Annotated in this window: 20 protein-coding genes and 1 tRNA gene; 18 read left to right on the top strand and 3 right to left on the bottom strand. The window is 62.1% G+C overall.

The genetic code is table 11. The annotated features are described in order from the left end of the window. The 14 genes from AC1D2G_RS33950 to AC1D2G_RS33885 form a co-directional block, all read left to right on the top strand. A partial coding sequence (locus AC1D2G_RS33950) for an EF-Tu C-terminal domain-related protein (RefSeq protein WP_477419542.1) occupies positions 1 to 302 on the top strand: 302 nt, incomplete at its 5' end. Positions 303 to 461: 159 nt separating this feature from the next. After that, positions 462 to 2,135, top strand: a complete 1,674-nt coding sequence (locus AC1D2G_RS33945; RefSeq protein ID WP_477419544.1) for a COG3904 family protein — start codon at positions 462 to 464, stop codon at positions 2,133 to 2,135. A 122-nt stretch (positions 2,136 to 2,257) separates the two neighbouring features. Then, positions 2,258 to 2,740, top strand: coding sequence for a group II truncated hemoglobin (locus tag AC1D2G_RS33940; RefSeq protein WP_477419540.1), 483 nt, complete (start codon positions 2,258 to 2,260; stop codon positions 2,738 to 2,740). Between the two features lie 30 nt (positions 2,741 to 2,770). Next, positions 2,771 to 3,322, top strand: a complete 552-nt coding sequence (locus tag AC1D2G_RS33935; protein WP_477419539.1) for a putative glycolipid-binding domain-containing protein — start codon at positions 2,771 to 2,773, stop codon at positions 3,320 to 3,322. Between the two features lie 81 nt (positions 3,323 to 3,403). Beyond that, positions 3,404 to 3,479 (top strand) — tRNA-Trp (locus AC1D2G_RS33930). A gap of 396 nt (positions 3,480 to 3,875) precedes the next feature. Then, complete coding sequence (gene secE / locus AC1D2G_RS33925) at positions 3,876 to 4,079, top strand: preprotein translocase subunit SecE (protein WP_477419537.1); 204 nt, start codon at positions 3,876 to 3,878, stop codon at positions 4,077 to 4,079. Positions 4,080 to 4,106: 27 nt separating this feature from the next. Further along, the gene (nusG, locus tag AC1D2G_RS33920) at positions 4,107 to 4,634 is read left to right on the top strand and encodes a transcription termination/antitermination protein NusG (protein ID WP_013895710.1); all 528 of its coding nucleotides are present in this window, start codon (positions 4,107 to 4,109) and stop codon (positions 4,632 to 4,634) included. 172 nt (positions 4,635 to 4,806) lie between these two features. Next, on the top strand, positions 4,807 to 5,235 hold the full coding sequence (gene rplK / locus AC1D2G_RS33915) for a 50S ribosomal protein L11 (protein ID WP_006333334.1): 429 nt from the start codon (positions 4,807 to 4,809) through the stop codon (positions 5,233 to 5,235). 4 nt (positions 5,236 to 5,239) lie between these two features. Beyond that, positions 5,240 to 5,938 (top strand): 50S ribosomal protein L1, encoded by a 699-nt coding sequence (gene rplA / locus AC1D2G_RS33910; RefSeq protein ID WP_095089662.1) that lies wholly within the window; start codon positions 5,240 to 5,242, stop codon positions 5,936 to 5,938. A gap of 396 nt (positions 5,939 to 6,334) precedes the next feature. Next, on the top strand, positions 6,335 to 6,853 hold the full coding sequence (gene rplJ / locus AC1D2G_RS33905; RefSeq protein WP_477419535.1) for a 50S ribosomal protein L10: 519 nt from the start codon (positions 6,335 to 6,337) through the stop codon (positions 6,851 to 6,853). 54 nt (positions 6,854 to 6,907) lie between these two features. Then, complete coding sequence (gene rplL, locus AC1D2G_RS33900; protein ID WP_095089666.1) at positions 6,908 to 7,285, top strand: 50S ribosomal protein L7/L12; 378 nt, start codon at positions 6,908 to 6,910, stop codon at positions 7,283 to 7,285. Between the two features lie 252 nt (positions 7,286 to 7,537). Continuing rightward, positions 7,538 to 11,674: a DNA-directed RNA polymerase subunit beta gene (gene rpoB, locus AC1D2G_RS33895; protein ID WP_184879345.1), complete on the top strand. Its 4,137-nt coding sequence runs from the start codon at positions 7,538 to 7,540 to the stop codon at positions 11,672 to 11,674. Positions 11,675 to 11,860: 186 nt separating this feature from the next. Continuing rightward, complete coding sequence (rpoC, locus tag AC1D2G_RS33890; protein ID WP_095089695.1) at positions 11,861 to 16,057, top strand: DNA-directed RNA polymerase subunit beta'; 4,197 nt, start codon at positions 11,861 to 11,863, stop codon at positions 16,055 to 16,057. A 148-nt stretch (positions 16,058 to 16,205) separates the two neighbouring features. Further along, positions 16,206 to 16,871, top strand: a complete 666-nt coding sequence (locus tag AC1D2G_RS33885) for an O-methyltransferase (RefSeq protein ID WP_477419533.1) — start codon at positions 16,206 to 16,208, stop codon at positions 16,869 to 16,871. A gap of 3 nt (positions 16,872 to 16,874) precedes the next feature. Here AC1D2G_RS33885 and AC1D2G_RS33880 read toward each other — a convergent pair whose 3' ends face one another. The 3 genes from AC1D2G_RS33880 to AC1D2G_RS33870 form a co-directional block, all read right to left on the bottom strand. After that, positions 16,875 to 17,801: a Gfo/Idh/MocA family protein gene (locus AC1D2G_RS33880; protein ID WP_477419531.1), complete on the bottom strand. Its 927-nt coding sequence runs from the start codon at positions 17,799 to 17,801 to the stop codon at positions 16,875 to 16,877. A 192-nt stretch (positions 17,802 to 17,993) separates the two neighbouring features. Continuing rightward, a complete protein-coding gene (locus AC1D2G_RS33875; protein ID WP_477419529.1) occupies positions 17,994 to 19,106 on the bottom strand; it encodes a PLP-dependent cysteine synthase family protein in 1,113 nt (370 codons plus the stop codon). 17 nt (positions 19,107 to 19,123) lie between these two features. Further along, positions 19,124 to 19,405, bottom strand: a complete 282-nt coding sequence (locus tag AC1D2G_RS33870; RefSeq protein ID WP_095089673.1) for a transcriptional regulator — start codon at positions 19,403 to 19,405, stop codon at positions 19,124 to 19,126. A 477-nt stretch (positions 19,406 to 19,882) separates the two neighbouring features. On the opposite strand from AC1D2G_RS33870, the gene rpsL reads away from it, so the two are divergent. The 4 genes from rpsL to AC1D2G_RS33850 all read left to right on the top strand — a co-directional run. Continuing rightward, positions 19,883 to 20,254, top strand: a complete 372-nt coding sequence (gene rpsL / locus AC1D2G_RS33865) for a 30S ribosomal protein S12 (RefSeq protein ID WP_006333356.1) — start codon at positions 19,883 to 19,885, stop codon at positions 20,252 to 20,254. A gap of 75 nt (positions 20,255 to 20,329) precedes the next feature. Then, complete coding sequence (gene rpsG, locus AC1D2G_RS33860) at positions 20,330 to 20,800, top strand: 30S ribosomal protein S7 (RefSeq protein WP_008875664.1); 471 nt, start codon at positions 20,330 to 20,332, stop codon at positions 20,798 to 20,800. Positions 20,801 to 20,829: 29 nt separating this feature from the next. Continuing rightward, positions 20,830 to 22,920, top strand: a complete 2,091-nt coding sequence (gene fusA, locus AC1D2G_RS33855) for an elongation factor G (protein ID WP_095089675.1) — start codon at positions 20,830 to 20,832, stop codon at positions 22,918 to 22,920. A gap of 100 nt (positions 22,921 to 23,020) precedes the next feature. Further along, positions 23,021 to 23,270 (top strand): GTP-binding protein (locus AC1D2G_RS33850; protein ID WP_477228463.1); only part of this gene is annotated, 250 nt, incomplete at its 3' end.

Here is a 23,270-nt window from a genome sequence, read left to right as displayed (position 1 = left end):
AGCCGGGCACGGTGAAGCCGCACAAGAAGTTCGTGGCCGAAGCCTACATCCTGACCAAGGACGAAGGTGGCCGTCACACGCCGTTCTTCACCAACTACCGTCCGCAGTTCTATTTCCGCACCACGGACGTGACCGGCATCGTGTCGCTGCCGGAAGGCACCGAGATGGTGATGCCGGGCGACAACATCACGGTCGATGTCGAGCTGATCGTGCCGATCGCCATGGAAGAGAAGCTGCGCTTCGCTATCCGTGAAGGCGGCCGCACCGTCGGTGCCGGCATCGTCGTCACCATCAAGGAATAACCGACCCCGGCACACGCCGGGTCAGGTTCGAGACATAAAGGGCGGTCCTTGGGGCCGCCCTTTTCCTTTTGCCCGGCGGTCGTCCGGCGTTGTCGGTCGAACCCTGTTGCAAGCCTTTGGACCTCGTCTAGGATAGCTTGCATGGCGGGGCTTTTCCAAATGGTTCCAGGGCGCCTTTTACATCGTCGGGCTTTGTGGTCGCTGCGGCTGGTCTGCCTGCTGGCCTCGCTTGTCGCGGGGCATGCCGCCTTTGCAACGGATACGGCGCCGGATCTCGGTCCGACGATGCGCTTCGTCGTCGTCCGCAGCAACGCAACTGGCTGCGAGCCGATCTGCCCGGAATGGATATCCGCCGAAGGCTCGATAGAAGCCCGGACGCCGGTTCTGTTCAAACGCATGCTCAAAACGCTTGGCGGCCGAAGTCTGCCGATCGTCGTCGATTCTCCCGGCGGCAACGTCGAGGCGGCGCTCACGCTTGGCCGGCTGATCCGCAAGAACAAGCTCGATATCGCCGTCGGCAAGACCCGGTTCGACGGCTGTCTGCCTGATGCGAAGGACTGCGCGGAAAACGATGGCAGGGGCGCCCGTTATTTCGGCGATGCCTACGCCAGCGGCGCCATGTGCAATTCCGCCTGTCCGCTGATGTTTGCCGGCGGTATCAGGCGGTTGGTCGGTGAATCGGCCTATCTCGGCGTCCATCAGATCACCACGACCTATATCCGCACGAAACTGCAATACCGCACCACCTATCGCATCGTAGGCGGCAAGAAGAAGGTACTCAGCACAAGGATCGTCAGTCGGAAGAGTGCCGGCAGCTACAAGACCTACGAAATGAGCAAGGCGGTGGAGAAAAGGCTGGCGGCCTATCTCGACGGGATGGGCGTCGGACCGGGCGTGCTCGAAACGATGAAGGACACCCCGGCCAGCGCAATCCACCAACTGGAAGTGCAAAACATGCTTCGGATGAAGATGGTCACCAGCCTGGATTCCGTCGACGTGCTGACCGCTGGAACCATCTGCCGCGCCACTCCATTGCCCGAGAATTGCCGGGAAGTGCCGTCTCCGGCAGACAAGGCCACGCGGCCGGCCGCTGCCGAGGTGGGAAAAGTCGAGCCCGCCGCTGCCGCCCCGACCGAACCAGAAACCGTCCAGCGGGACAATGTCCCCGACATGCGCTTCGTTCTGGTGCGCGGCAAGAGTTTCCTCTGCGATCCCGATTGTCCGGAGTGGATCGCAGCGGAAGGAAGGATTACCGCCGAGACGCCACAGAAGCTGCGCGAACTGCTTGGCACCCTGGGGGATCGGCGGCTGCCCGTCGTGATCAACTCGCCGGGAGGCGACCTTTCCGGTGCTCTTGCCGCCGGAAGGTTGATCCGCGAACGCAGGCTCGACGTGGCGGTCGCACGCACGGAGTTCATGGAATGCGAGCCGGAAAAGCCGGGCTGCACGGCTCAGGACGGCGTCTATGTCGGGCTCACCAATGATGCGTTGGGCGAATGCGATGCAGCCTGTCCGATCATGCTTGCGGGCGGTGTCAGACGCCTGGTCGGCCCCCATGCGCGGTTGCGCTTGCGGTCGCTGGAACTGGACCAGCAGGTCAAGAAATACCTCGAAGAGATGGCGGTTGGGCCTGACCTGTTCGCCGCGATAAAGCTCCATTCGAGCCAACGGCAGCTCGACCCCAGAAAGATGCTCAAAGTCGGGCTGACGACAGGGCCTCAATCGGCGGATGAACTGACCGGCGCTTCCATTTGCAAATCGGCCCCGAAGCCGGGCAATTGCCGCCTGGTATCGGCGCCCAAACTCCAGGCCAACGCGCCCACCAAGTCATAGTTTCGGCGGCACGGTCGGCGGACTGGCCGTCGAGGCAGGTTGAGCCATCCCCGATAGTTCCGCTATCGTCACCCCGGCATTGCCATCTCTGGCGCTGCTTAAGGGGCCAGTGGAGGAAACAAATGAGCCAGGACGTCCCGACATTGTACGAATGGGCTGGCGGCACCGAGGCGCTGAACCGGCTGACGGAAACCTTCTACGACAAGGTGCTTCGCGACCCGGTCGTCGGGCCGGTGTTCAGGACCATGTCGCTGGACCATCCGGCCCACGTTGCGGCGTTCATCGGCGAGGTTTTCGGCGGACCGAAAACCTACAGCGAAAAATTTGGCGGTCACCGCGAGATGGTCATGCACCACCTGGGCAAGCATCTGACCGAGGAGCAGCGCCGCCGCTGGATCAATCTTCTGGCCGATGCCGCCGACGCGGTCGGCCTGCCCGACGATCCTGAATTCCGCTCGGCCTTCATGGGCTACGTCGAATGGGGCTCGCGGCTGGCCAAGATGAACTCCAATCTCGGCGAAACCTGCGATCCCGAGACGGAGCCGATGCCGGCCTGGGGCTGGGGCGTGCCGGGTGGGCCGTACAGGCCGCCGGAAACAAAGTAGCCTCCAGTCGCCACGGGAGGTGTCGGGCTGATGCTGGAAGATACGAATATCGTGCGCTGGCACGAGCGGGATGGCCCCGGCCTCGAACACTTGCTGCTGCAGGAGCGGGCAGGGGAAGTCTCGGCCGACTCTGTCGTCATCTGCTCTGGTGAAACGCCTTTTGCGGTGCGCTACCGCATCGCCTGCAACGCGAACTGGCATGCCAGGAGTGTCATGGTCGACGTGATCGGCAGCGGCCAAACACTTGTCCTTGCCGCCGACGGCGATGGTCGCTGGACCAGGGATGGCCTGCCGATGCCCGAGCTCGACGGCGTCCTCGACCCTGATCTCACCGTCACGCCGTTCACCAACACGCTGCCGATCCGGCGATTGCGGCTTTCGACGGGACAAAGTGCCGAGATCACCACCGCCTTCATCGATTTCCCGGCCCTCACCGTTGTCGCCAATCCGCAGCGCTACACATGCCTCGAAGAGGGCAGGCGATATCTCTATGAATCGCGCGCCAGCGACTTCAAGCGGGAGCTGGAGATCGACCGCGACGGGCTGGTCGTCAGCTATCCCGAATTCTGGCGCAGGGGTTAAGGCGCGTTTGCTTGCAAACCACTCTTTACAGAGCGAGCGGAAGCTTTTAGGAAGCGCCTGCTGCGCCGACATGCGCACGATACGGGCATAGCTCAGTTGGTAGAGCGGCGGTCTCCAAAACCGCAGGTCGTAGGTTCGAGCCCTGCTGCCCGTGCCATTTCTCGAAATGGCACTCAACGCGATATTTCGCCATTTCTCGAAATGGCCCTCAAAACGATATTTCGCGGCTGCCCTTTGAAAATCGGCGACCCGCTTGCCATATTAGGTCGATTGGGGCATAAGGGCGCTATAGCCGGGACGGAACGACTGGATGGTTCCGAGGCGGCGTTTGGTCATAAAGCGGACACTTGCCACTTGCGTGGATCAAGAATCGGTTTTATGTAGACGAAACAGACACGCGACGCGTGGAGCTGGGAAGCCGGCTTTACGCGTCTGATTTGCATGGGCGAAATGATTGCGCTGATTCGGCGCGAAAACAAGCCCAGGCGGCACGTCCCGGCCAGCGGGATCATCCAGGGGACCCGGCCAACGGGTCTTGAAGACAGAGCGGCATATGGCTTCGAAAACCACAAATCCTTTCGTCTTTCTCCAGCAGGTTCGCGGGGAGACCGCCAAGGTGACTTGGCCGTCGCGACGCGAAACGATGATCTCGACGGTGATGGTCCTCGCTTTCGCTGTGATCGCGATGATCTTTTTCTTCACCGCCGATCAGCTCATGGGCCTCGCGGTCGAGCAGATTCTTGGCATCGGACGCTAAGTCCGGCGATTACGGAGAAGTCTTGAAATGACTGCGCGGTGGTACATCGTCCACGCCTATTCGAACTTTGAAAAAAAGGTCGCCGAGGATATCGAGAACAAGGCCAAGCAGAAGGGCCTGTCCGCCGATATCGAGCAGATCGTGGTGCCGACCGAGAAGGTCGTCGAGGTTCGTCGTGGCCGCAAGGTCGATGCCGAGCGCAAGTTCTTCCCGGGCTATGTGCTCCTGAAGGCCAATCTGACCGACGCGGTGTTCTCGCTGGTCAAGAACACGCCGAAGGTCACCGGCTTCCTGGGCGACTCCAAGCCGGTGCCGATCACCGAGGCGGAAGCGCAGCGCATCCTGAACCAGGTGCAGGAAGGCGTCGAGCGGCCGAAGCCTTCGGTCACGTTCGAGATCGGCGAGGCGATCCGCGTTTCGGATGGTCCCTTCGCGTCGTTCAACGGTTTCGTCCAGGAAGTGGACGAGGAGCGGGCGCGGCTCAAGGTGGAAGTTTCGATCTTCGGGCGCGCCGTGCCTGTCGATCTGGAATTCGGACAGGTCGAAAAGGGCTGATCCGAAATCCCGCCGCCAAGCGCGGCAGGGAAGGGCGGCGCGGAAATCGCGCGGCTTTGAGAACGGTGGGAGACGAATGCGGCTTAGCCGGCCGCATGGATCGCACCACCAGACTGCAACCGCCGGTTTTTCCCTGATGATGGGGCCGGCATAGACAAAGGCAGGAAAAGAGATGGCTAAGAAAATTGCAGGCCAGCTCAAGCTCCAGGTCAAAGCGGGATCGGCCACGCCGTCTCCCCCGATCGGCCCGGCGCTTGGTCAGCGTGGCATCAACATTATGGAGTTCTGTAAGGCGTTCAACGCGCAGACCCAGGAAATGGAAAAGGGATCGCCGATTCCGGTCGTCATCACCTACTACCAGGACAAGTCCTTCACCTTCGTCATGAAGACGCCGCCGGTGAGCTACTTCCTGAAGAAGGCGGCAAACCTGACGTCGGGTTCGAAGGAGCCGGGCAAGATCAAGGCCGGCACGATCGGCCGCGACAAGGTTCGCGCCATTGCCGAGCAGAAAATGAAGGATCTGAACGCAAACGACGTCGAAGCGGCCATGCGCATGGTCGAGGGCTCCGCCCGCTCGATGGGTCTGGAAGTGGTGGGCTAAGATCATGGCAAAGATTGCAAAGCGTGTATCGAAGACCCGCGAAGGCATCGATCCCAACAAGGCTTACGCCCTGGGTGAAGCGCTGAAGCTGCTCAAGGACCGTTCCTCGGTCAAGTTCGACGAGACTGTCGAAGTCGCCATGAACCTCGGCGTCGATCCCCGCCATGCCGACCAGATGGTCCGCGGCGTGGTCAACCTGCCGAACGGCACCGGCCGCTCGGTTCGCGTTGCCGTGTTCGCCCGTGGCGACAAGGCTGACGAAGCGCGCGCCGCTGGCGCCGACATCGTCGGTGCCGAGGATCTGGTCGACATCGTCCAGAAGGGCACGATCGACTTCGATCGCTGCATCGCCACGCCGGACATGATGCCGCTGGTCGGCCGTCTCGGCAAGGTGCTCGGCCCGCGCGGCATGATGCCGAACCCGAAGGTTGGCACCGTCACCACCGACGTTGCCGCCGCCGTCAAGGCATCGAAGGGCGGCGCCGTCGAGTTCCGGGTCGAGAAGGCCGGCATCGTTCATGCCGGTGTCGGCAAGGTCTCGTTCGAGGTCAAGGCCCTGGAAGAGAACATCCGCGCCTTCGCTGACGCGGTGACCAAGGCAAAGCCGACGGGCGCCAAGGGCAACTACGTCAAGAAGGTGTCGGTCACCTCGACGATGGGCCCGGGCCTCAAGCTCGACGTCTCGACGCTCGCGGCGTCCTGATAAGTTTATCTGGGATCGGCCGTTAAAGGGCTGATCCGCAAAAGAATTCCGGGCCTCCAACCCAGGTTGGCGGCCCGGTGCCGGAAGTCGAAAGGCTTCCGGACATCCTGTCCGAGATTGCAGGCGGCCCAAAAGCCTTAATTCATGCGGGCCTGCATGAGACGGGTGAAGACCGGACAACGGAGCGACTGCTCCAATGAAAGGTTCGAACCGTGTTTGCCTTTTGTCTGCGCATCGTCGGCCTGGCCGTCGATGTGGCGAAAGGGGGCAGGATCCTCGAGCGTCGTTCGGGAGATCCGTTACTGGATGGCCCGGCCGACAAAAGGCAACCCGACGCCTGTCCTCGTGAATGGGAATGTTCCCGTTAACAGGATGGGGGTCAACTGGAGATAGGCAGTGGACAGAGCGGAAAAACGCGAACTCGTCACGGGCCTGAACGGTGCGTTCTCGAACGCAGGTTCAGTGGTCGTGGCCCACTACGCCGGTATCACCGTCGCGCAAATGAACGACCTTCGGTCGAAAATGCGCGCTGCCGGTGGCACCGTCAAAGTCGCGAAGAACCGTCTCGCCAAAATCGCTCTTCAGGGCACGGACTCCGCATCGATCATCGACCTGTTCAAGGGACAGACGCTGATTGCTTATTCGGAGGATCCGATTGCGGCGCCGAAGGTCGCGTCCGATTTCGCCAAGGGAAATGACAAGCTCGTCATTCTCGGCGGCGCAATGGGCACCACCTTGCTCAATGCCGACGGTGTGAAGGCACTCGCCACACTTCCGTCGCTCGATGAGCTGCGCGCCAGGCTGGTTGGCATGATCGCCACGCCGGCAACCCGGATCGCCCAGATCGTCAATGCGCCAGCGGCTTCGGTCGCGCGCGTCATCGGCGCTTACGCCCGGAAGGACGAGGCGGCATGAGGCCGTTCCTCGCTATCACAAACACACGTTCGAACCTGATGAAGGAATACAACAATGGCTGATCTCGCAAAGATCGTAGACGACCTTTCGAAGCTGACCGTCCTCGAGGCGGCCGAGCTGTCGAAGCTTCTGGAAGAAAAGTGGGGCGTCTCCGCCGCTGCTCCGGTGGCTGTTGCCGCCGCTGGCGGTGGTGCGGCTGCTGCTGCTCCGGCCGAGGAAAAGACGGAATTCGACGTCGTCCTCACCGAGGCAGGCGCTCAGAAGATCAACGTCATCAAGGAAGTCCGCGCCATCACCGGTCTTGGCCTCAAGGAAGCCAAGGATCTGGTCGAAGCGGCTCCGAAGCCGGTCAAGGAAGGCGTTTCCAAGGCTGACGCTGACAAGTTCAAGGCCCAGCTGGAAGCAGCCGGCGCCAAGGTCGACCTGAAGTAAGCGTAAAAGCGGCGGACGGCCTCGCGCCGTCCGCCACTCCCTTCGGCCGGAGGGAGCACGCGTAGCGCGAGACGTACGAGAACCTCTTTCCTGAGGGCCGCAAACCGGCCTTCAGGAAACGGGTTTTCTCCCGTTTTAGCCGGCCGCCGACAGGTGCCGGGAAAAACAGACAAAGGGTCGCCGCCCAGGTGGCCCAGAATGCAAGGCGAGCCGCGGCGAGGTTCGTCCCGAGTTTAGAGCTAAGGAGCGACGATGGCCCAGACCCAGACTTTCAATGGCCGCAGACGCGTACGCAAGTTCTTCGGAAAGATCCCGGAAGTTGCGGAGATGCCGAACCTGATCGAGGTTCAGAAGGCATCCTATGACCAGTTCCTGATGGTGGCGGAGCCCAAGGGTGGGCGTCCGGACGAGGGACTGCAGGCCGTCTTCAAGTCGGTCTTCCCGATTCAGGACTTTTCCGGCTCCTCGATGCTGGAGTTCGTGAAGTACGAGTTCGAAGGACCGAAATTCGACGTTGACGAATGCCGTCAGCGCGACCTCACCTATGCCGCGCCGCTGAAGGTGACGCTGCGCCTCATCGTGTTCGATATCGACGAGGATACCGGCGCCAAGTCGATCAAGGACATCAAGGAGCAGGATGTCTACATGGGCGACATGCCGCTCATGACCTTGAACGGCACCTTCATCGTCAACGGCACCGAGCGCGTCATCGTCTCGCAGATGCACCGCTCGCCGGGCGTCTTCTTCGACCATGACAAGGGCAAGTCGCACTCGTCGGGCAAGCTTCTGTTTGCCGCGCGCGTCATCCCCTATCGCGGCTCGTGGCTCGACATCGAGTTCGATTCCAAGGACGTCGTGCACGCCCGCATCGACCGTCGCCGCAAGATTCCGGTGACGTCGCTGCTGATGGCGCTCGGCATGGACGGCGAAGAGATCCTGTCGACCTTCTACAACAAGATCACCTACAAGCGCGCCGGCGACCACTGGCGCATTCCGTTCAACGTCGAGCGTTTCCGCGGCCTCAAGGCCGTCGGCGACCTGGTCGACGCCGATACGGGCGAAGTTGTTGTCGAAGCCGGCAAGAAGATCACTGCCCGCCAGGCCCGGGCGCTTGGCGAAAAGGGTCTCAAGGCGATCAAGTCGACCGACGAGGATCTGCTCGGCAACTACCTGGCCGAGGACATCGTCAACTACGCAACCGGCGAGATATTCCTCGAAGCCGGCGACGAGATCGACGAAAAGACGCTGAAGGTGCTGCTTGGCACCGGTGAAAACGAGATCAAGGTTCTCGACATCGACCACGTCAATGTCGGTGCCTATATCCGCAACACGCTCAACGTCGACAAGAACGAGAGCCGCCAGGACGCGCTGTTCGACATCTATCGTGTCATGCGCCCCGGCGAGCCGCCGACGCTCGAGACCGCCGAAGCCATGTTCAACTCGCTGTTCTTCGACAGCGAGCGCTACGATCTGTCGGCCGTTGGCCGCGTCAAGATGAACATGCGCCTCGAGCTCAAGGCCGAGGACACCGTGCGCGTGCTGCGCAAGGACGACATCCTGGCCGTGGTCAAGACGCTGGTCGAACTGCGTGACGGCAAGGGCGAGATCGACGACATCGACAATCTCGGCAACCGCCGCGTTCGGTCGGTCGGCGAGCTGATGGAAAACCAGTACCGCGTCGGCCTGCTGCGCATGGAGCGCGCGATCAAGGAGCGTATGTCCTCGATCGAGATCGACACGGTGATGCCGCAGGACCTGATCAACGCCAAGCCGGCGGCTGCCGCCGTGCGTGAGTTCTTCGGTTCCTCGCAGCTGTCGCAGTTCATGGACCAGACCAACCCGCTGTCGGAGATCACCCACAAGCGCCGCCTCTCGGCGCTTGGACCGGGCGGTCTGACCCGCGAGCGCGCCGGCTTCGAGGTGCGCGACGTGCACCCGACGCATTACGGCCGCATCTGCCCGATCGAGACGCCGGAAGGCCCGAATATCGGTCTGATCAACTCGCTGGCCACCTTCGCACGCGTCAACAAGTACGGCTTCATCGAGAGCCCGTACCGCAAGATCGTCGACGGCAAGCTGACCAATGACGTCGTCTATCTCTCGGCGATGGAAGAAGCCAAGCACCACGTCGCGCAGGCCAACGCCGAGCTCGACAAGAGTGGCGGCTTCGTCGACGAGTTCGTCATTTGCCGCAGCGCCGGCGAAGTGATGATGGCGCCGCGCGAAAACGTCGACCTGATGGACGTGTCGCCCAAGCAGATGGTTTCGGTGGCCGCGGCCCTGATCCCGTTCCTCGAGAACGACGACGCCAACCGCGCTCTGATGGGCTCGAACATGCAGCGTCAGGCCGTGCCGCTGGTGCGCGCCGAGGCGCCGTTCGTCGGCACCGGCATGGAGCCGATCGTCGCCCGTGACTCGGGCGCCGCCATCGGCGCCCGCCGCGGCGGCATCGTCGACCAGGTGGACGCGACGCGTATCGTTATCCGCGCCACCGAAGATCTCGATCCGGGCAAGTCCGGCGTCGACATCTACCGGCTGATGAAGTTCCAGCGTTCGAACCAGAACACCTGCATCAACCAGCGTCCGCTGGTCCGCATGGGCGACCGGGTCAACAAGGGCGACATCATCGCCGACGGTCCGTCGACCGAGCTCGGTGATCTGGCGCTCGGCCGCAACGTGCTGGTCGCGTTCATGCCGTGGAACGGCTACAACTACGAGGACTCGATCCTCCTGTCCGAGCGCATCGTCGCCGACGACGTCTTCACCTCGATCCACATCGAGGAGTTCGAGGTCATGGCGCGCGACACCAAGCTCGGTCCGGAGGAAATCACGCGCGATATCCCGAACGTTTCGGAAGAAGCGCTGAAGAACCTCGACGAAGCCGGCATTGTCTATATCGGTGCCGAGGTTCAGCCGGGCGATATCCTGGTCGGCAAGATCACGCCGAAGGGCGAAAGCCCGATGACGCCGGAAGAGAAGCTTCTGCGCGCCATCTTCGGCGAAAAGGCATCGGACGTGCGCGACACCTCGATGCGCATGCCTCCGGGCACCTTCGGCACCGTCGTCGAGGTGCGCGTCTTCAATCGCCACGGTGTGGAGAAGGACGAGCGCGCCATGGCGATCGAGCGCGAGGAGATCGAACGCCTCGCCAAGGACCGCGACGACGAGCAGGCCATTCTGGATCGTAACGTCTACGCGCGTCTTTCCGACGTGCTCGTCGGCAAGGAAGCGATCGCTGGACCGAAGGGCTTCAAGAAGGGCTCGACGCTGTCCAAGGACACGCTCGACGAGTATCCGCGTTCGCAGTGGTGGCAGTTTGCGGTGGAGAACGAAAAGCTCCAGAGCGAACTGGAAGCCCTGCGTGGCCAGTACGACGACTCCAAGAAGGCGCTTGAACAGCGCTTCATGGACAAGGTCGAGAAGGTCCAGCGCGGCGACGAAATGCCTCCGGGCGTCATGAAGATGGTCAAGGTCTTCGTGGCCGTGAAGCGCAAGATGCAGCCCGGCGACAAGATGGCCGGCCGTCACGGCAACAAGGGTGTCGTGTCGCGGATCGTTCCGGTCGAGGACATGCCTTTCCTCGAGGACGGCACGCATGCCGATATCGTGCTCAACCCGCTGGGTGTGCCGAGCCGCATGAATGTCGGCCAGATCCTGGAAACGCATCTGGGCTGGGCTTGCGCGGGCATGGGCAAGAAGATCGGCGAGCTGATCGACACGTACAAGGCAGCCGGCGACATCAAGCCGCTGCGCAAGACGCTCGAGAGCTTCATGCCGGCCAACGACCGCAACGAGCCGGTCCGCGAATATGACGACGAGAGCATCGTTCGCCTCAGCGAGCAGATGCGCCGCGGCGTCTCGATCGCGACCCCGGTGTTCGACGGCGCGCACGAGGCTGACATCAACATCATGCTGGAGCAGGCGGGCCTGCACACCAGCGGTCAGTCGCAGCTCTATGACGGACGCACCGGCGAGCCGTTCGATCGCAAGGTGACGATGGGCTATATCTACATGCTCAAGCTTCACCATCTCGTGGACGACAAGATCCACGCGCGTTCGATCGGTCCGTACTCGCTCGTCACCCAGCAGCCGCTGGGCGGCAAGGCGCAGTTCGGTGGCCAGCGCTTCGGCGAAATGGAGGTCTGGGCGCTGGAAGCATACGGCGCCGCCTACACGCTGCAGGAAATGCTGACGGTGAAGTCGGACGACGTCGCCGGCCGTACCAAGGTCTACGAGGCGATCGTCCGTGGCGACGACACCTTCGAGGCCGGCATTCCCGAGAGCTTCAACGTTCTCGTCAAAGAAATGCGGTCTCTCGGCCTCAATGTCGAGCTGGAGAACACCAAGCTCGACGACAACCCGGTCCGGCTGCCCGACGCGGCCGAGTAAGGCAACGGCGCGCCGCGGAAAGCCGCGGCGCGCCATGAGCATGATCACGAAAAGTGGCTACCGGTTTTCGGACAGGATCATGCTCAACCAAGAAGTATTCGACGGCCAGTGGCCGACAAAGACGGCGGGCGTTTGGCTCGCGACTAGATGCAAGGGGTTTTCGAGGACCCCGAAAAGGAGAACGGCATGAACCAAGAGGTCATGAATCTCTTCAATCCCCAGGCGCCGGCACAGGTGTTCGATTCCATCCGGATATCGCTCGCCAGCCCTGAGAAGATTCTGTCCTGGTCGTTCGGCGAGATCAAGAAGCCGGAGACCATCAACTACCGCACCTTCAAGCCGGAGCGTGACGGTCTGTTCTGCGCGCGCATTTTTGGCCCGATCAAGGACTATGAGTGCCTGTGCGGCAAGTACAAGCGCATGAAGTACAAGGGCGTCATCTGCGAGAAGTGCGGCGTCGAAGTCACGCTGTCGCGCGTCCGCCGCGAGCGCATGGGCCATATCGAGCTCGCAGCGCCCGTCGCCCACATCTGGTTCCTGAAGTCGCTGCCGTCGCGCATCGGCACGCTGCTCGACATGACCCTGAAGGACATCGAGCGCGTCCTCTACTTCGAGAACTACATCGTCACCGAGCCTGGCCTCACCGCGCTGAAGGAGCACCAGCTGCTCAGCGAGGAAGAGTACATGATCGCCGTCGACGAGTATGGCGAGGACAGCTTCACCGCCATGATCGGCGCCGAGGCCATCCATGACCTTCTGGCCGGCATGGACCTGGAGAAGATCGCCGGCGACCTGCGTACGGAACTGGCTTCGACCACCTCCGAGCTGAAGCAGAAGAAGTATCTGAAGCGGCTCAAGGTCGTCGAGAACTTCATGGAATCCGGCAACCGTCCGGAATGGATGATCATGAAAGTGGTTCCGGTGATTCCGCCGGACCTGCGTCCGCTCGTCCCGCTGGACGGCGGCCGTTTCGCCACCTCGGATCTCAACGATCTCTATCGCCGCGTCATCAACCGCAACAACCGTCTGAAGCGGCTGATCGAGCTGCGCGCCCCCGGCATCATCGTGCGCAATGAAAAGCGCATGCTGCAGGAAGCCGTCGATGCGCTGTTCGACAACGGCCGTCGCGGCCGCGTCATCACCGGCGCCAACAAGCGCCCGCTGAAGTCGCTGTCCGACATGCTCAAGGGCAAGCAGGGGCGGTTCCGTCAGAACCTGCTCGGCAAGCGCGTCGACTATTCCGGCCGCTCGGTCATCGTGACCGGTCCGGAGCTCAAGCTGCACCAGTGCGGCCTGCCGAAGAAGATGGCGCTCGAACTGTTCAAGCCCTTCATCTACGCCCGTCTCGACGCCAAGGGTTACTCCTCGACCGTCAAGCAGGCCAAGAAGCTGGTCGAAAAGGAGCGTCCGGAAGTCTGGGATATTCTCGACGAGGTCATCCGCGAGCATCCGGTGCTCCTGAACCGCGCGCCGACGCTGCACCGTCTCGGCATCCAGGCGTTCGAGCCGATCCTGATCGAAGGCAAGGCGATCCAGCTGCACCCGCTGGTCTGTACGGCCTTCAACGCCGACTTCGACGGCGACCAGATGGCCGTTCACGTGCCGCTGTCGCTGGAAGCGCAGCTTGAAGCCCGCGTGCTGATGATGTCGACCAACAACATCCTGCACCCGGCTTCCGGCGCGCCGATCATCGTGCCGTCGCAGGACATGGTTCTGGGTCTCTACTATCTCTCGATCGTCAACCAGAACGAGCCGGGCGAGGGCATGGTGTTTGCCGACATGGGCGAACTTCAGCATGCGCTCGAGACCAAGGCGGTGACGCTGCATTCCAAGATCCGCGGTCGTTTCCGCTCGGTCGATGCCGATGGCAAGGTCGTGTCGAAGATCTACGACACCACCCCTGGCCGCATGATCATCGGCGAGCTTCTGCCGAAGAACGTCAATGTGCCTTACGAGACCGCCAACCAGGAGATGACCAAGAAGAACATCTCCAAGATGATCGACACCGTCTACCGCCACTGCGGTCAGAAGGAGACGGTCATTTTCTGCGATCGCATCATGGCGCTCGGCTTCAGCCATGCCTGCCGTGCCGGCATTTCCTTCGGCAAGGACGACATGCTGATCCCCGATGCCAAGATCAAGCTGGTCTCCGACACCGAGGCTTTGGCCAAGGAATACGAGCAGCAGTACAATGACGGTCTGATCACGCAGGGCGAGAAGTACAACAAGGTCGTCGACGCCTGGGCCAAGTGCTCGGAAAAGGTCGCCGACGAAATGATGGCCCGCATCAAGGCGGTCGAGTTCGAGGACAATGGCCGTCAGAAGCCGATGAACTCGATCTACATGATGTCGCACTCCGGTGCGCGTGGCTCGCCCACCCAGATGCGTCAGCTCGCCGGCATGCGCGGCCTGATGGCCAAGCCGTCTGGTGAAATCATCGAGACGCCGATCATCTCGAACTTCAAGGAAGGCCTGACCGTGCTCGAGTACTTCAACTCGACCCACGGCGCCCGCAAGGGTCTGGCCGACACCGCCTTGAAGACGGCGAACTCGGGTTACCTCACCCGTCGTCTGGTCGACGTGGCGCAGGACTGCATCGTCAACTCCGTCGACTGCGGCACCGACAAGGGCCTCACCATGCAGCCGATCGTCGATGCCGGCCAGGTCGTCGCTTCCGTTGGACAGCGTGTGCTGGGCCGTACGTCGCTCGACGACATCAACCATCCGGTGTCGGGCGAGGTTCTGGTCAAGGCCGGAACGCTGATGGACGAGCGCGACGTGGAAAAGATCGAAAAGGCCGGCGTCCAGTCGGTCCGCATCCGCTCGGCTCTGACCTGCGAGGTCAGGGTTGGCGTGTGCGCGGTCTGCTACGGACGCGATCTCGCCCGCGGCACCCCGGTCAACCAGGGCGAAGCCGTCGGCGTCATCGCGGCGCAGTCGATCGGCGAGCCGGGCACCCAGCTCACCATGCGTACTTTCCACATGGGCGGTACGGCGCAGGTGGTGGACTCCTCGTTCCTTGAAGCCTCCTACGAGGGCAAGGTCGAGATCCGCAACCGCAATGTGGTGCGCAACTCGGACGGCCAGCAGATGGTCATGGGCCGCAACATGGCGGTGCTGATCCTCGACGAAACCGGCAAGGAGCGCGCCACGCACCGTCTCACCTATGGTTCGCGTATCTTCGTGGACGATGGCGACAAGGTGAAGCGCGGCCAGCGTATCGCCGAGTGGGATCCCTATACCCGCCCGGTCCTCACCGAAATCGAGGGCAGGGTGTCGTACGAGGATCTGGTCGACGGCATTTCCGTTCAGGAAACGGCCGACGAGTCGACCGGCATCACCAAGCGTGAGGTCATCGACTGGCGCTCGACGCCACGCGGCAACGACCTCAAGCCGGCGATCGCCATCCAGGACGCCAAGGGCAAAGTCGGCAAGCTGTCGAAGGGCGGCGACGCCCGCTTCCTGCTCTCGGTCGAGGCCATTCTTTCGGTCGAGCCGGGTGCCCAGGTTCGCCCCGGCGACGTGCTGGCGCGTATCCCGATGGAAAGCGCCAAGACCAAGGACATCACCGGCGGTCTGCCGCGTGTTGCCGAACTGTTCGAGGCACGCCGTCCGAAGGATCACGCCATCATCGCCGAGATCGATGGCACGATCCGCTTCGGCCGCGACTACAAGAACAAGCGTCGCATCATCATCGAGCCGCATGACTCGACGCTTGAGCCGGTCGAATACCTGATCCCGAAGGGCAAGCCGTTCCATCTCCAGGACGGCGACGTCATCGAGAAGGGCGACTACATCCTCGACGGCAATCCTGCGCCGCACGACATTCTGGCGATCAAGGGCGTGGAGGCACTTGCTTCCTACCTCGTCAACGAGATCCAGGAAGTCTACCGTCTGCAGGGCGTGTCGATCAACGACAAGCACATCGAGGTGATCGTTCGCCAGATGCTGCAGAAGGTCGAGATCACCACGCAGGGCGACTCGACCTACATTCCGGGCGACCACGTCGACGTGATCGAGCTGGAAGAGGTCAACGAGCGTCTGATCGAGGACGGCAAGAAGCCGGCCGAAGGCCAGCCGGTGCTGCTCGGCATCACCAAGGCATCGCTGCAGACGCCGTCCTTCATCTCGGCCGCCTCCTTCCAGGAGACGACCAGGGTGCTGACGGAAGCCGCGGTTGCCGGCAAGACCGACATGCTGCAGGGGCTGAAGGAAAACGTCATCGTCGGCCGGCTTATCCCGGCCGGTACCGGCGGCACGATGAGCCAGATCCGGCGCATCGCCACCTCGCGCGACGAACTGATCATCGACGAGCGCCGCAAGGCCTCCGGTGTGGAAGTCGCCGAGCCGATGCTGGCCGACATGACAACCGCCGCGCAGTAAGCGCGGCGGCCAGACAAAAGAATTGAGCGGTTCATTGTTTCGGTGAACCGCTCAAGGAATCTCAGGCAACAGGGCCGTCGGGGCAACCCGGCGGCTTTTTTGTTTGTGCGAGACTTTTGTGCTTTGAATTGGATCGGAGAACAAAACGATGAGCAAAAAGACTTGGGCTTCTGTCGACGACTACATCATCGACGCTCTGTTCGAGGCGGATCCGGCGCTCGATGCAGTTCTGGCAACCAACCACGACCAAGGCCTGCCGGCGATCGACGTGTCGCCGGCGCAAGGCAAGCTGCTCTCGCTTTTGGCGCGAATGCAGGGAGCCAGGACGGTGCTCGAAATCGGCACGCTGGGCGGTTATTCGACCATCTGGCTGGCACGGGGCCTGCCCGCCAACGGCAAGATCGTGACGCTTGAACTTGATCCGCACCACGCCAGGGTCGCGCGCTCGAACTTCGAACGGGCAGGCGTGTCGGAACGGGTAGAACTGCGTGTCGGACCGGCCTTGGAATCACTTGCCGCGTTGAGTATCGAGGATGCCGGGCCGTTCGACCTCATCTTCATCGATGCCGACAAGCCGAACAACCCGCACTATCTGTCCTGGGCCATGCGCCTGTCACGTCCAGGGACCGTCATCGTCTGCGACAATGTCATTCGTGACGGCGCGGTACTCGATGACGATGGCCATGACGCCAACGTCGAAGGCGCACGGGCGGCGTTTTCCTTCATCGGGAACGATAAGCGATTGGACGGCACCGCCATCCAGACTGTCGGCGCCAAGGGCTATGACGGCTTTGCAATCGCTATCGTGGATTGACGGTCAGTCGAAAAACGCTTCCACCACATTGCGCTTGCCGAGCATGAAGGCATCGGCGACATGCTGGAGCGGCGCGAGATCAACGTCGGAGCTGCCGGCGCGGACAATCTCGGCAAACCGCTTGTACAGCATCGGGTATTCCGCTTCCGGTTCGTCATGGACGATGTGGCCGTCGATGGCGAGCTTCGATCCGCCGCCTGAGAGCACCATAGCGCCCTTGTCGGTCTCGGCGACGATGTCCCAGCTTTGCGGGCCTGTCTGGAGCCAGTCGAGCTCCATCGCCACCGGCAATCCATTCGAGGTGCGGAAGGTGACCTGTGCCGCGACCGGGGCGGCGCGGTTTTCGGGAAAATCGAGCACGGCCGAGGTGATGAACATCGGCGGGAGGATGTGGGTCACGATCGACAGCGCATTGATGCCGGGATCGAAGACGCCGAAGCCGCCGGGAGCCCAGATCCATTCCTGGTTGGGATGCCAGCGACGCACGTCCTCCTTCCAGTTGATGGCGGCGGACTTGATCTTGGCCGAACTCAGGAAGGCACGCGCGGCCTCGACTGCCGGCGCATAACGCGAATGCCAGCTGGCAAGCAGCGAGACGCCGTTCTTCAACGCCAATGCCTTGAGGTTCTCAACCTCGCTGACAGTGGCGCCGGGTGGCTTCTCCAGGAAGACGTGTTTCTTGGCTTCCAGTGCCGTGCGCGCCGCGTCGTAGCGAAACTGCGGCGGCATGCAGAGCGATACCGCCTCGAGCTCCGGCACCGCGTCGAGCATGGCTTCGATATCAGGAAAATTCGGAATGCCGTCGACCTTGCCGTGCCGGCTGGCGGCGGCGATGAGGCGATAGTCCTGGTCCTTCGCCAGGGCCGGCAGGTGCTGGTCGCGGACGATCTTGCCGACGCCGACGATGCCAATCTTGATGGGCTGGGACACGGCCGCTCCGTCTGTTGAATGATGGGTGGTGGCTTCTTAGAGCAATTCCGGGAAAAGTGTGAAGCGGTTTTCCGTCCGGAATTGCGATAAAACAGAGAGCTAGAGTGGTTCGCCGTTTCCGTGAAACGGCCAAGCGCTCTAGCAGAACACTTGCCCCCGACAAGCCGAAGCCGGCAAGCCGACGCCGAAAAGTCAGCCCCAGCTTTCCTCGAACGGCAAGGTCAGTTTTCCACCCGCCAGGAAGGCCTCGATCGCCGGCTCGAAAGGCGAGGGGTCGAGGCTGTTCGCAGCCAGCCATTCGTCGGAATAATAGGTGTTGGCATAGCGATCGCCGGAATCGCAGATCAGCGTCACCAGCGAACCCGCCCTTCCTTCCTCGATCATGCGCGCGGCCTGGAAGCACATGGCGATGAAGTTGGTGCCGGTCGAGCCGCCGACACGACGGCCGAGTCGTCGCGACAACACCCGCATCGCCGCCAGCGACACCGCGTCCGGCACCCGCAGCATATGATCGATGACGCCAGGCACGAAGGACGGCTCCATGCGCGGCCGGCCGATCCCCTCGATCCGCGACGGCTGTTCGCAGCGGCAATTGCGATCATGCGTAGCAAAACCGTCGAAGAAGGCCGAGCGCTCGACGTCGGCAACCGACAACCGCGTCGCATGCTGCTTGTAACGCAGGAAGCGGCCGATCGTGGCGGTGGTGCCACCGGTGCCGGCGCTCATCACGATCCAGGCCGGAACCGGATGCGGCTCCTCGCGCATCTGCCCGAAGATCGATTCGGCGATGTTGTTGTTGCCGCGCCAGTCGGTGGCGCGCTCGGCGTGGGTGAACTGGTCCATGAAATGGCCGCCCAGTTTCGCCGCGAGTTCGGCCGACTCGGCATAGATGCGCCTGCCGTCGTCGATGAAATGGCAGTTGCCGCCATAATGCTCGATGGCAGTGATCTTTTCGCGCGAGGTCGAGCGCGGCATTACCGCATAGAACGGCACCCCGATCATACGGGCAAAGTACGCTTCCGATACCGCGGTCGAACCCGACGACGCTTCGATCACCGGCGCGCCTTCGCGGATCAGGCCATTGCACAGCGCATACAGAAATAGCGAGCGCGCCAGCCGGTGCTTCAGGCTGCCGGTCGGATGGGTGGATTCATCCTTGAGATAGAGATCGATGCCGGCCAGGGCCGGTAGATCGAGCTTCCACAGATGCGTGTCGGCCGAGCGGCGCTGATCGGCCTCGATCGCCGCAACGGCCTGGTCGACCCAGGTCCGGGACGCAGGTCCAACCGCTTTTGGTCCGGCCATCGTCAGCGCACCCCGATTCAGATCGGCACGTCGAAAGTAACGATCGACACTTCGCCTTCGAGCGCGCCCTGGAAGGCGGAAAGATGCGGCTCATCGTCGGGTGCGCCGTCCATGTCGCCGATCTGGTCGAGTTCGGCCTCGGCGTAACCTTCCGCCGCAAGCGATTCGAGCGCCCGGCGCACCGCCGAATCGTCGTCGGGGGCGACCAGCATCACATGCACGCCTTCCGGCTTGCCGCCCTTTTTCTTCCACACCCGGCCGGTGATGATGGTGACCGGGCGCTCTTCATTGTCGTTCACGGGCCGATTCCTCTTGGCAGATTGCGGGCGGGCGAGGGGATTTTCACTGCTCATGCGGCCTTTTCGCATGAAGCAGGGCCGTGCAACAGCGCAAAGCCGGTCACTTTCTTCCTCGCCCTTGCAAAATTGCGAAACAAAATTACATGCGTTTTTCGGATGGCTGCCGAGCCTTGGTTGGCGCGCAATATTTGGCGCTCCGGGCTTGACGGTTCGCGGTCTTACGAGTAGAAGCCGCCCAGTCAGAACCGATGTGAGGCTCTCCCTTCCGAAGCGACACGCTTTGGAGTTTGCCTCAAACAGGGTTCGTTTTACGAGCGAAAAGACATTTCCGGCGTGCACGAAGCGGGTCCGCTTCCTCTGCCATTTGTTCGGGCAAAGACCGCGAGGCGCGGTTTGTGGCCCGAATTTGCGTATGGAAATGACGCTTTGAGCGGCCCTGACCGGGCGAGACACGGAATTGAGAGACAAGAGGGTTTAATGCCTACCGTCAACCAGCTGATCCGCAAGCCGCGCATTGCGCCGGTGAAGCGCAACAAGGTCCCGGCCATGCAGCAGAACCCGCAGAAGCGGGGCGTCTGCACGCGCGTCTATACAACGACGCCGAAGAAGCCGAACTCGGCGCTGCGCAAGGTGGCCAAGATCCGCCTGACCAATGGTTTTGAAGTGATCGGGTACATCCCCGGCGAAGGTCACAACCTTCAGGAACACTCCGTGGTCATGATCCGCGGCGGCCGCGTCAAGGATCTTCCGGGCGTTCGCTACCACATCATCCGCGGCGTGCTCGACACGCAGGGTGTGAAGAACCGCAAGCAGCGCCGTTCGAAGTACGGCGCCAAGCGTCCGAAGTGACCGAAGCGTAGCGAAGGTCATCCCGGGCAAGCATCCGGGATCAAGGCCACCACGCATAATTGAGGCAGAGAAAAAATGTCGCGTCGTCACAGTGCAGAAAAGCGTGAGATCAATCCGGACCCGAAGTTCGGCGATCTGATCGTCACCAAGTTCATGAACGCCGTCATGTATGACGGCAAGAAGTCGGTTGCCGAGACCATCGTCTACGGCGCGCTCGACCAGGTTCAGTCGAAGACCAAGCAGGAGCCGGTCACCGTCTTCCATCAGGCGCTCGACAATGTCGCGCCTCATGTGGAAGTGCGTTCGCGTCGTGTCGGCGGCGCCACCTACCAGGTTCCGGTCGACGTGCGCCCCGAGCGCCGCCAGGCTCTGGCCATTCGTTGGTTGATCGCCGCGGCCCGCAACCGCAACGAGACCACCATGGTCGACCGCCTCTCCGGCGAGCTGATGGACGCGGCCAACAACCGCGGCACCGCCGTCAAGAAGCGTGAAGACACCCACAAGATGGCTGAAGCCAACCGCGCTTTCGCGCACTACCGCTGGTAAAGCGCGTACGAGACTGAGAGGCAGCTACGATGGCCCGCGAATACAAAATCGAAGACTACCGCAATTTCGGTATCATGGCGCATATTGACGCCGGCAAGACGACGACCACCGAGCGCGTCCTCTATTACACGGGCAAGTCGCACAAGATCGGCGAAGTCCACGACGGCGCGGCCACCATGGATTGGATGGAGCAGGAGCAGGAGCGCGGCATCACCATCACGTCCGCCGCRACCACGACCTTCTGGAAGGGTCGCAGCGGCAAGATGTACCGCTTCAACATCATCGACACCCCCGGACACGTCGACTTCACCATCGAAGTCGAGCGTTCGCTGCGCGTGCTCGACGGCGCCATTGCGCTGCTCGACGCCAACGCCGGTGTCGAGCCGCAGACGGAAACCGTCTGGCGCCAGGCCGACAAGTATCGCGTTCCGCGCATGATCTTCTGCAACAAGATGGACAAGATCGGCGCCGACTTCTACCGCTCGGTCGAGATGATCGGTTCGCGCCTCGGTGCGCATGCCGTCGTCATGCAGCTGCCGATCGGTGCCGAGACCGAGTTCAAGGGCGTTGTCGACCTTGTCGAGATGAACGCGCTTGTCTGGCGCGACGAGACGCTGGGCGCTGCCTGGGACGTCGTCGAGATCCCGGCCGACCTCAAGGCTCGTGCCGAGGAATACCGCGAGAAGATGATCGAAGCCGCCGTCGAAATGGACGAGACGGCACTCGAGAACTACCTCGAAGGCAAGATGCCGTCGAATGACGAGATCCGCGCGCTGATCCGCAAGGGCACCATCGCGGTGAAGTTCTACCCGATGTTCTGCGGCTCGGCCTTCAAGAACAAGGGTGTGCAGCCGCTGCTCGACGCCGTCGTCGAATATCTGCCGTCGCCGGCCGATGTTCCGGCCATCAAGGGCGTCGATGCCAAGACCGACGCCGAGATCGAGCGTCACGCCGACGACAACGAGCCGCTGTCGATGCTCGCCTTCAAGATCATGAACGATCCGTTCGTCGGTTCGCTCACCTTTGCCCGCATCTATTCGGGCAAGCTCACCAAGGGCATCTCGGTCGACAACACCGTGAAGGGCAAGAAGGAACGCATCGGCCGCATGCTGCAGATGCATGCCAACTCGCGCGCCGACGTCGAAGAGGCTTTTGCCGGCGACATCGTCGCTCTGGCTGGCCTCAAGGACACGACCACCGGCGACACGCTGAGTGACCCGCTGCATCCGGTCATCCTCGAGCGCATGGAATTCCCCGATCCGGTCATCCAGATCGCGATCGAGCCGAAGACCAAGAACGACCAGGAAAAGATGGGCCTCGCCCTTCACCGCCTGGCCGCCGAGGATCCTTCCTTCCGCGTCAAGACCGACGAGGAAAGCGGCCAGACCATCATTTCCGGCATGGGTGAGCTTCACCTCGACATCATCGTCGACCGCATGCGTCGCGAATTCAAGGTCGAGGCCAATGTCGGTGCGCCGCAGGTGGCCTATCGCGAGACGATCACCCGCAGGCACGAGCAGGACTACACGCACAAGAAGCAGACCGGCGGTACCGGTCAGTTCGCCCGCGTGAAGATCGTCTTCGAGCCGAATCCGGACAGCAGCGAATTCGAGTTCGAAACCAAGATCGTCGGCGGTGCGGTTCCGAAGGAATACATCCCCGGTGTCGAAAAGGGCATCAACAGCGTCATGACCTCGGGTCCGTTCGCGGGCTTCCCGATGATCGGCGTCAAGGCGACGCTGATCGACGGCGCTTACCACGATGTCGACTCCAGCGTCCTGGCCTTCGAAATCGCCGGCCGCGCCTGCTTCCGTGAAGCCGCACCCAAGCTTGGCGTGCAGTTGCTCGAGCCGATCATGAAGGTCGAAGTGGTGACGCCGGAAGACTACGTCGGCAGCGTCATCGGCGATCTGAACGGCCGTCGCGGCCAGATCCAGGGCCAGGAAGCACGTGGCGTGGCAGTGGTCATCAACGCGATGGTGCCGCTCGCCAACATGTTCAAGTACGTCGACAACCTGCGCTCGATGAGCCAGGGCCGCGCGGCCTACACGATGCAGTTCGATCACTATGAGCCGGTCCCTACGGCGGTGGCCCAGGAAGTCCAGAAAAAGTACGCGTAAGAATGCCTGTGCCACCGGAGCCGCAGTTCTTGCGTGTTTCCGGTACGGATAGTGCGAATATCAATTTCCCCCAGCGGGTAAAGTAAGACGGAGAACCACAGTGGCAAAAGGTAAATTCGAGCGTAACAAGCCTCATGTGAACATCGGCACGATTGGTCACGTTGACCATGGCAAGACGTCGCTGACGGCGGCGATCACGAAGTATTTTGGCGAATACAAGCGCTATGACCAGATCGACGCGGCACCTGAGGAGAAGGCGCGCGGCATCACGATCTCGACGGCGCATGTCGAATACGAGACGGCCAACCGCCACTACGCTCACGTCGACTGCCCCGGGCACGCCGACTATG

The sequence above is a fragment of the Mesorhizobium sp. P2_C7 genome, assembly GCF_056404515.1.
This window is presented reverse-complemented; position numbering and strand designations above follow the sequence as displayed.

What these genes read in the sequence shown, in the direction of transcription:
- AC1D2G_RS33945 (WP_477419544.1), top strand. Translation starts at nt 462, where the DNA reads ATGGTTCCAGGGCGCCTTTTACATCGTCGGGCTTTGTGGTCGCTGCGG.
- AC1D2G_RS33940 (WP_477419540.1), top strand. Translation starts at nt 2,258, where the DNA reads ATGAGCCAGGACGTCCCGACATTGTACGAATGGGCTGGCGGCACCGAG.
- AC1D2G_RS33935 (WP_477419539.1), top strand. Translation starts at nt 2,771, where the DNA reads ATGCTGGAAGATACGAATATCGTGCGCTGGCACGAGCGGGATGGCCCC.
- secE (WP_477419537.1), top strand. Translation starts at nt 3,876, where the DNA reads ATGGCTTCGAAAACCACAAATCCTTTCGTCTTTCTCCAGCAGGTTCGC.
- nusG (WP_013895710.1), top strand. Translation starts at nt 4,107, where the DNA reads ATGACTGCGCGGTGGTACATCGTCCACGCCTATTCGAACTTTGAAAAA.
- rplK (WP_006333334.1), top strand. Translation starts at nt 4,807, where the DNA reads ATGGCTAAGAAAATTGCAGGCCAGCTCAAGCTCCAGGTCAAAGCGGGA.
- rplA (WP_095089662.1), top strand. Translation starts at nt 5,240, where the DNA reads ATGGCAAAGATTGCAAAGCGTGTATCGAAGACCCGCGAAGGCATCGAT.
- rplL (WP_095089666.1), top strand. Translation starts at nt 6,908, where the DNA reads ATGGCTGATCTCGCAAAGATCGTAGACGACCTTTCGAAGCTGACCGTC.
- rpoB (WP_184879345.1), top strand. Translation starts at nt 7,538, where the DNA reads ATGGCCCAGACCCAGACTTTCAATGGCCGCAGACGCGTACGCAAGTTC.
- rpoC (WP_095089695.1), top strand. Translation starts at nt 11,861, where the DNA reads ATGAACCAAGAGGTCATGAATCTCTTCAATCCCCAGGCGCCGGCACAG.
- AC1D2G_RS33885 (WP_477419533.1), top strand. Translation starts at nt 16,206, where the DNA reads ATGAGCAAAAAGACTTGGGCTTCTGTCGACGACTACATCATCGACGCT.
- AC1D2G_RS33875 (WP_477419529.1), bottom strand. Translation starts at nt 19,106, where the DNA reads ATGGCCGGACCAAAAGCGGTTGGACCTGCGTCCCGGACCTGGGTCGAC.
- rpsL (WP_006333356.1), top strand. Translation starts at nt 19,883, where the DNA reads ATGCCTACCGTCAACCAGCTGATCCGCAAGCCGCGCATTGCGCCGGTG.
- rpsG (WP_008875664.1), top strand. Translation starts at nt 20,330, where the DNA reads ATGTCGCGTCGTCACAGTGCAGAAAAGCGTGAGATCAATCCGGACCCG.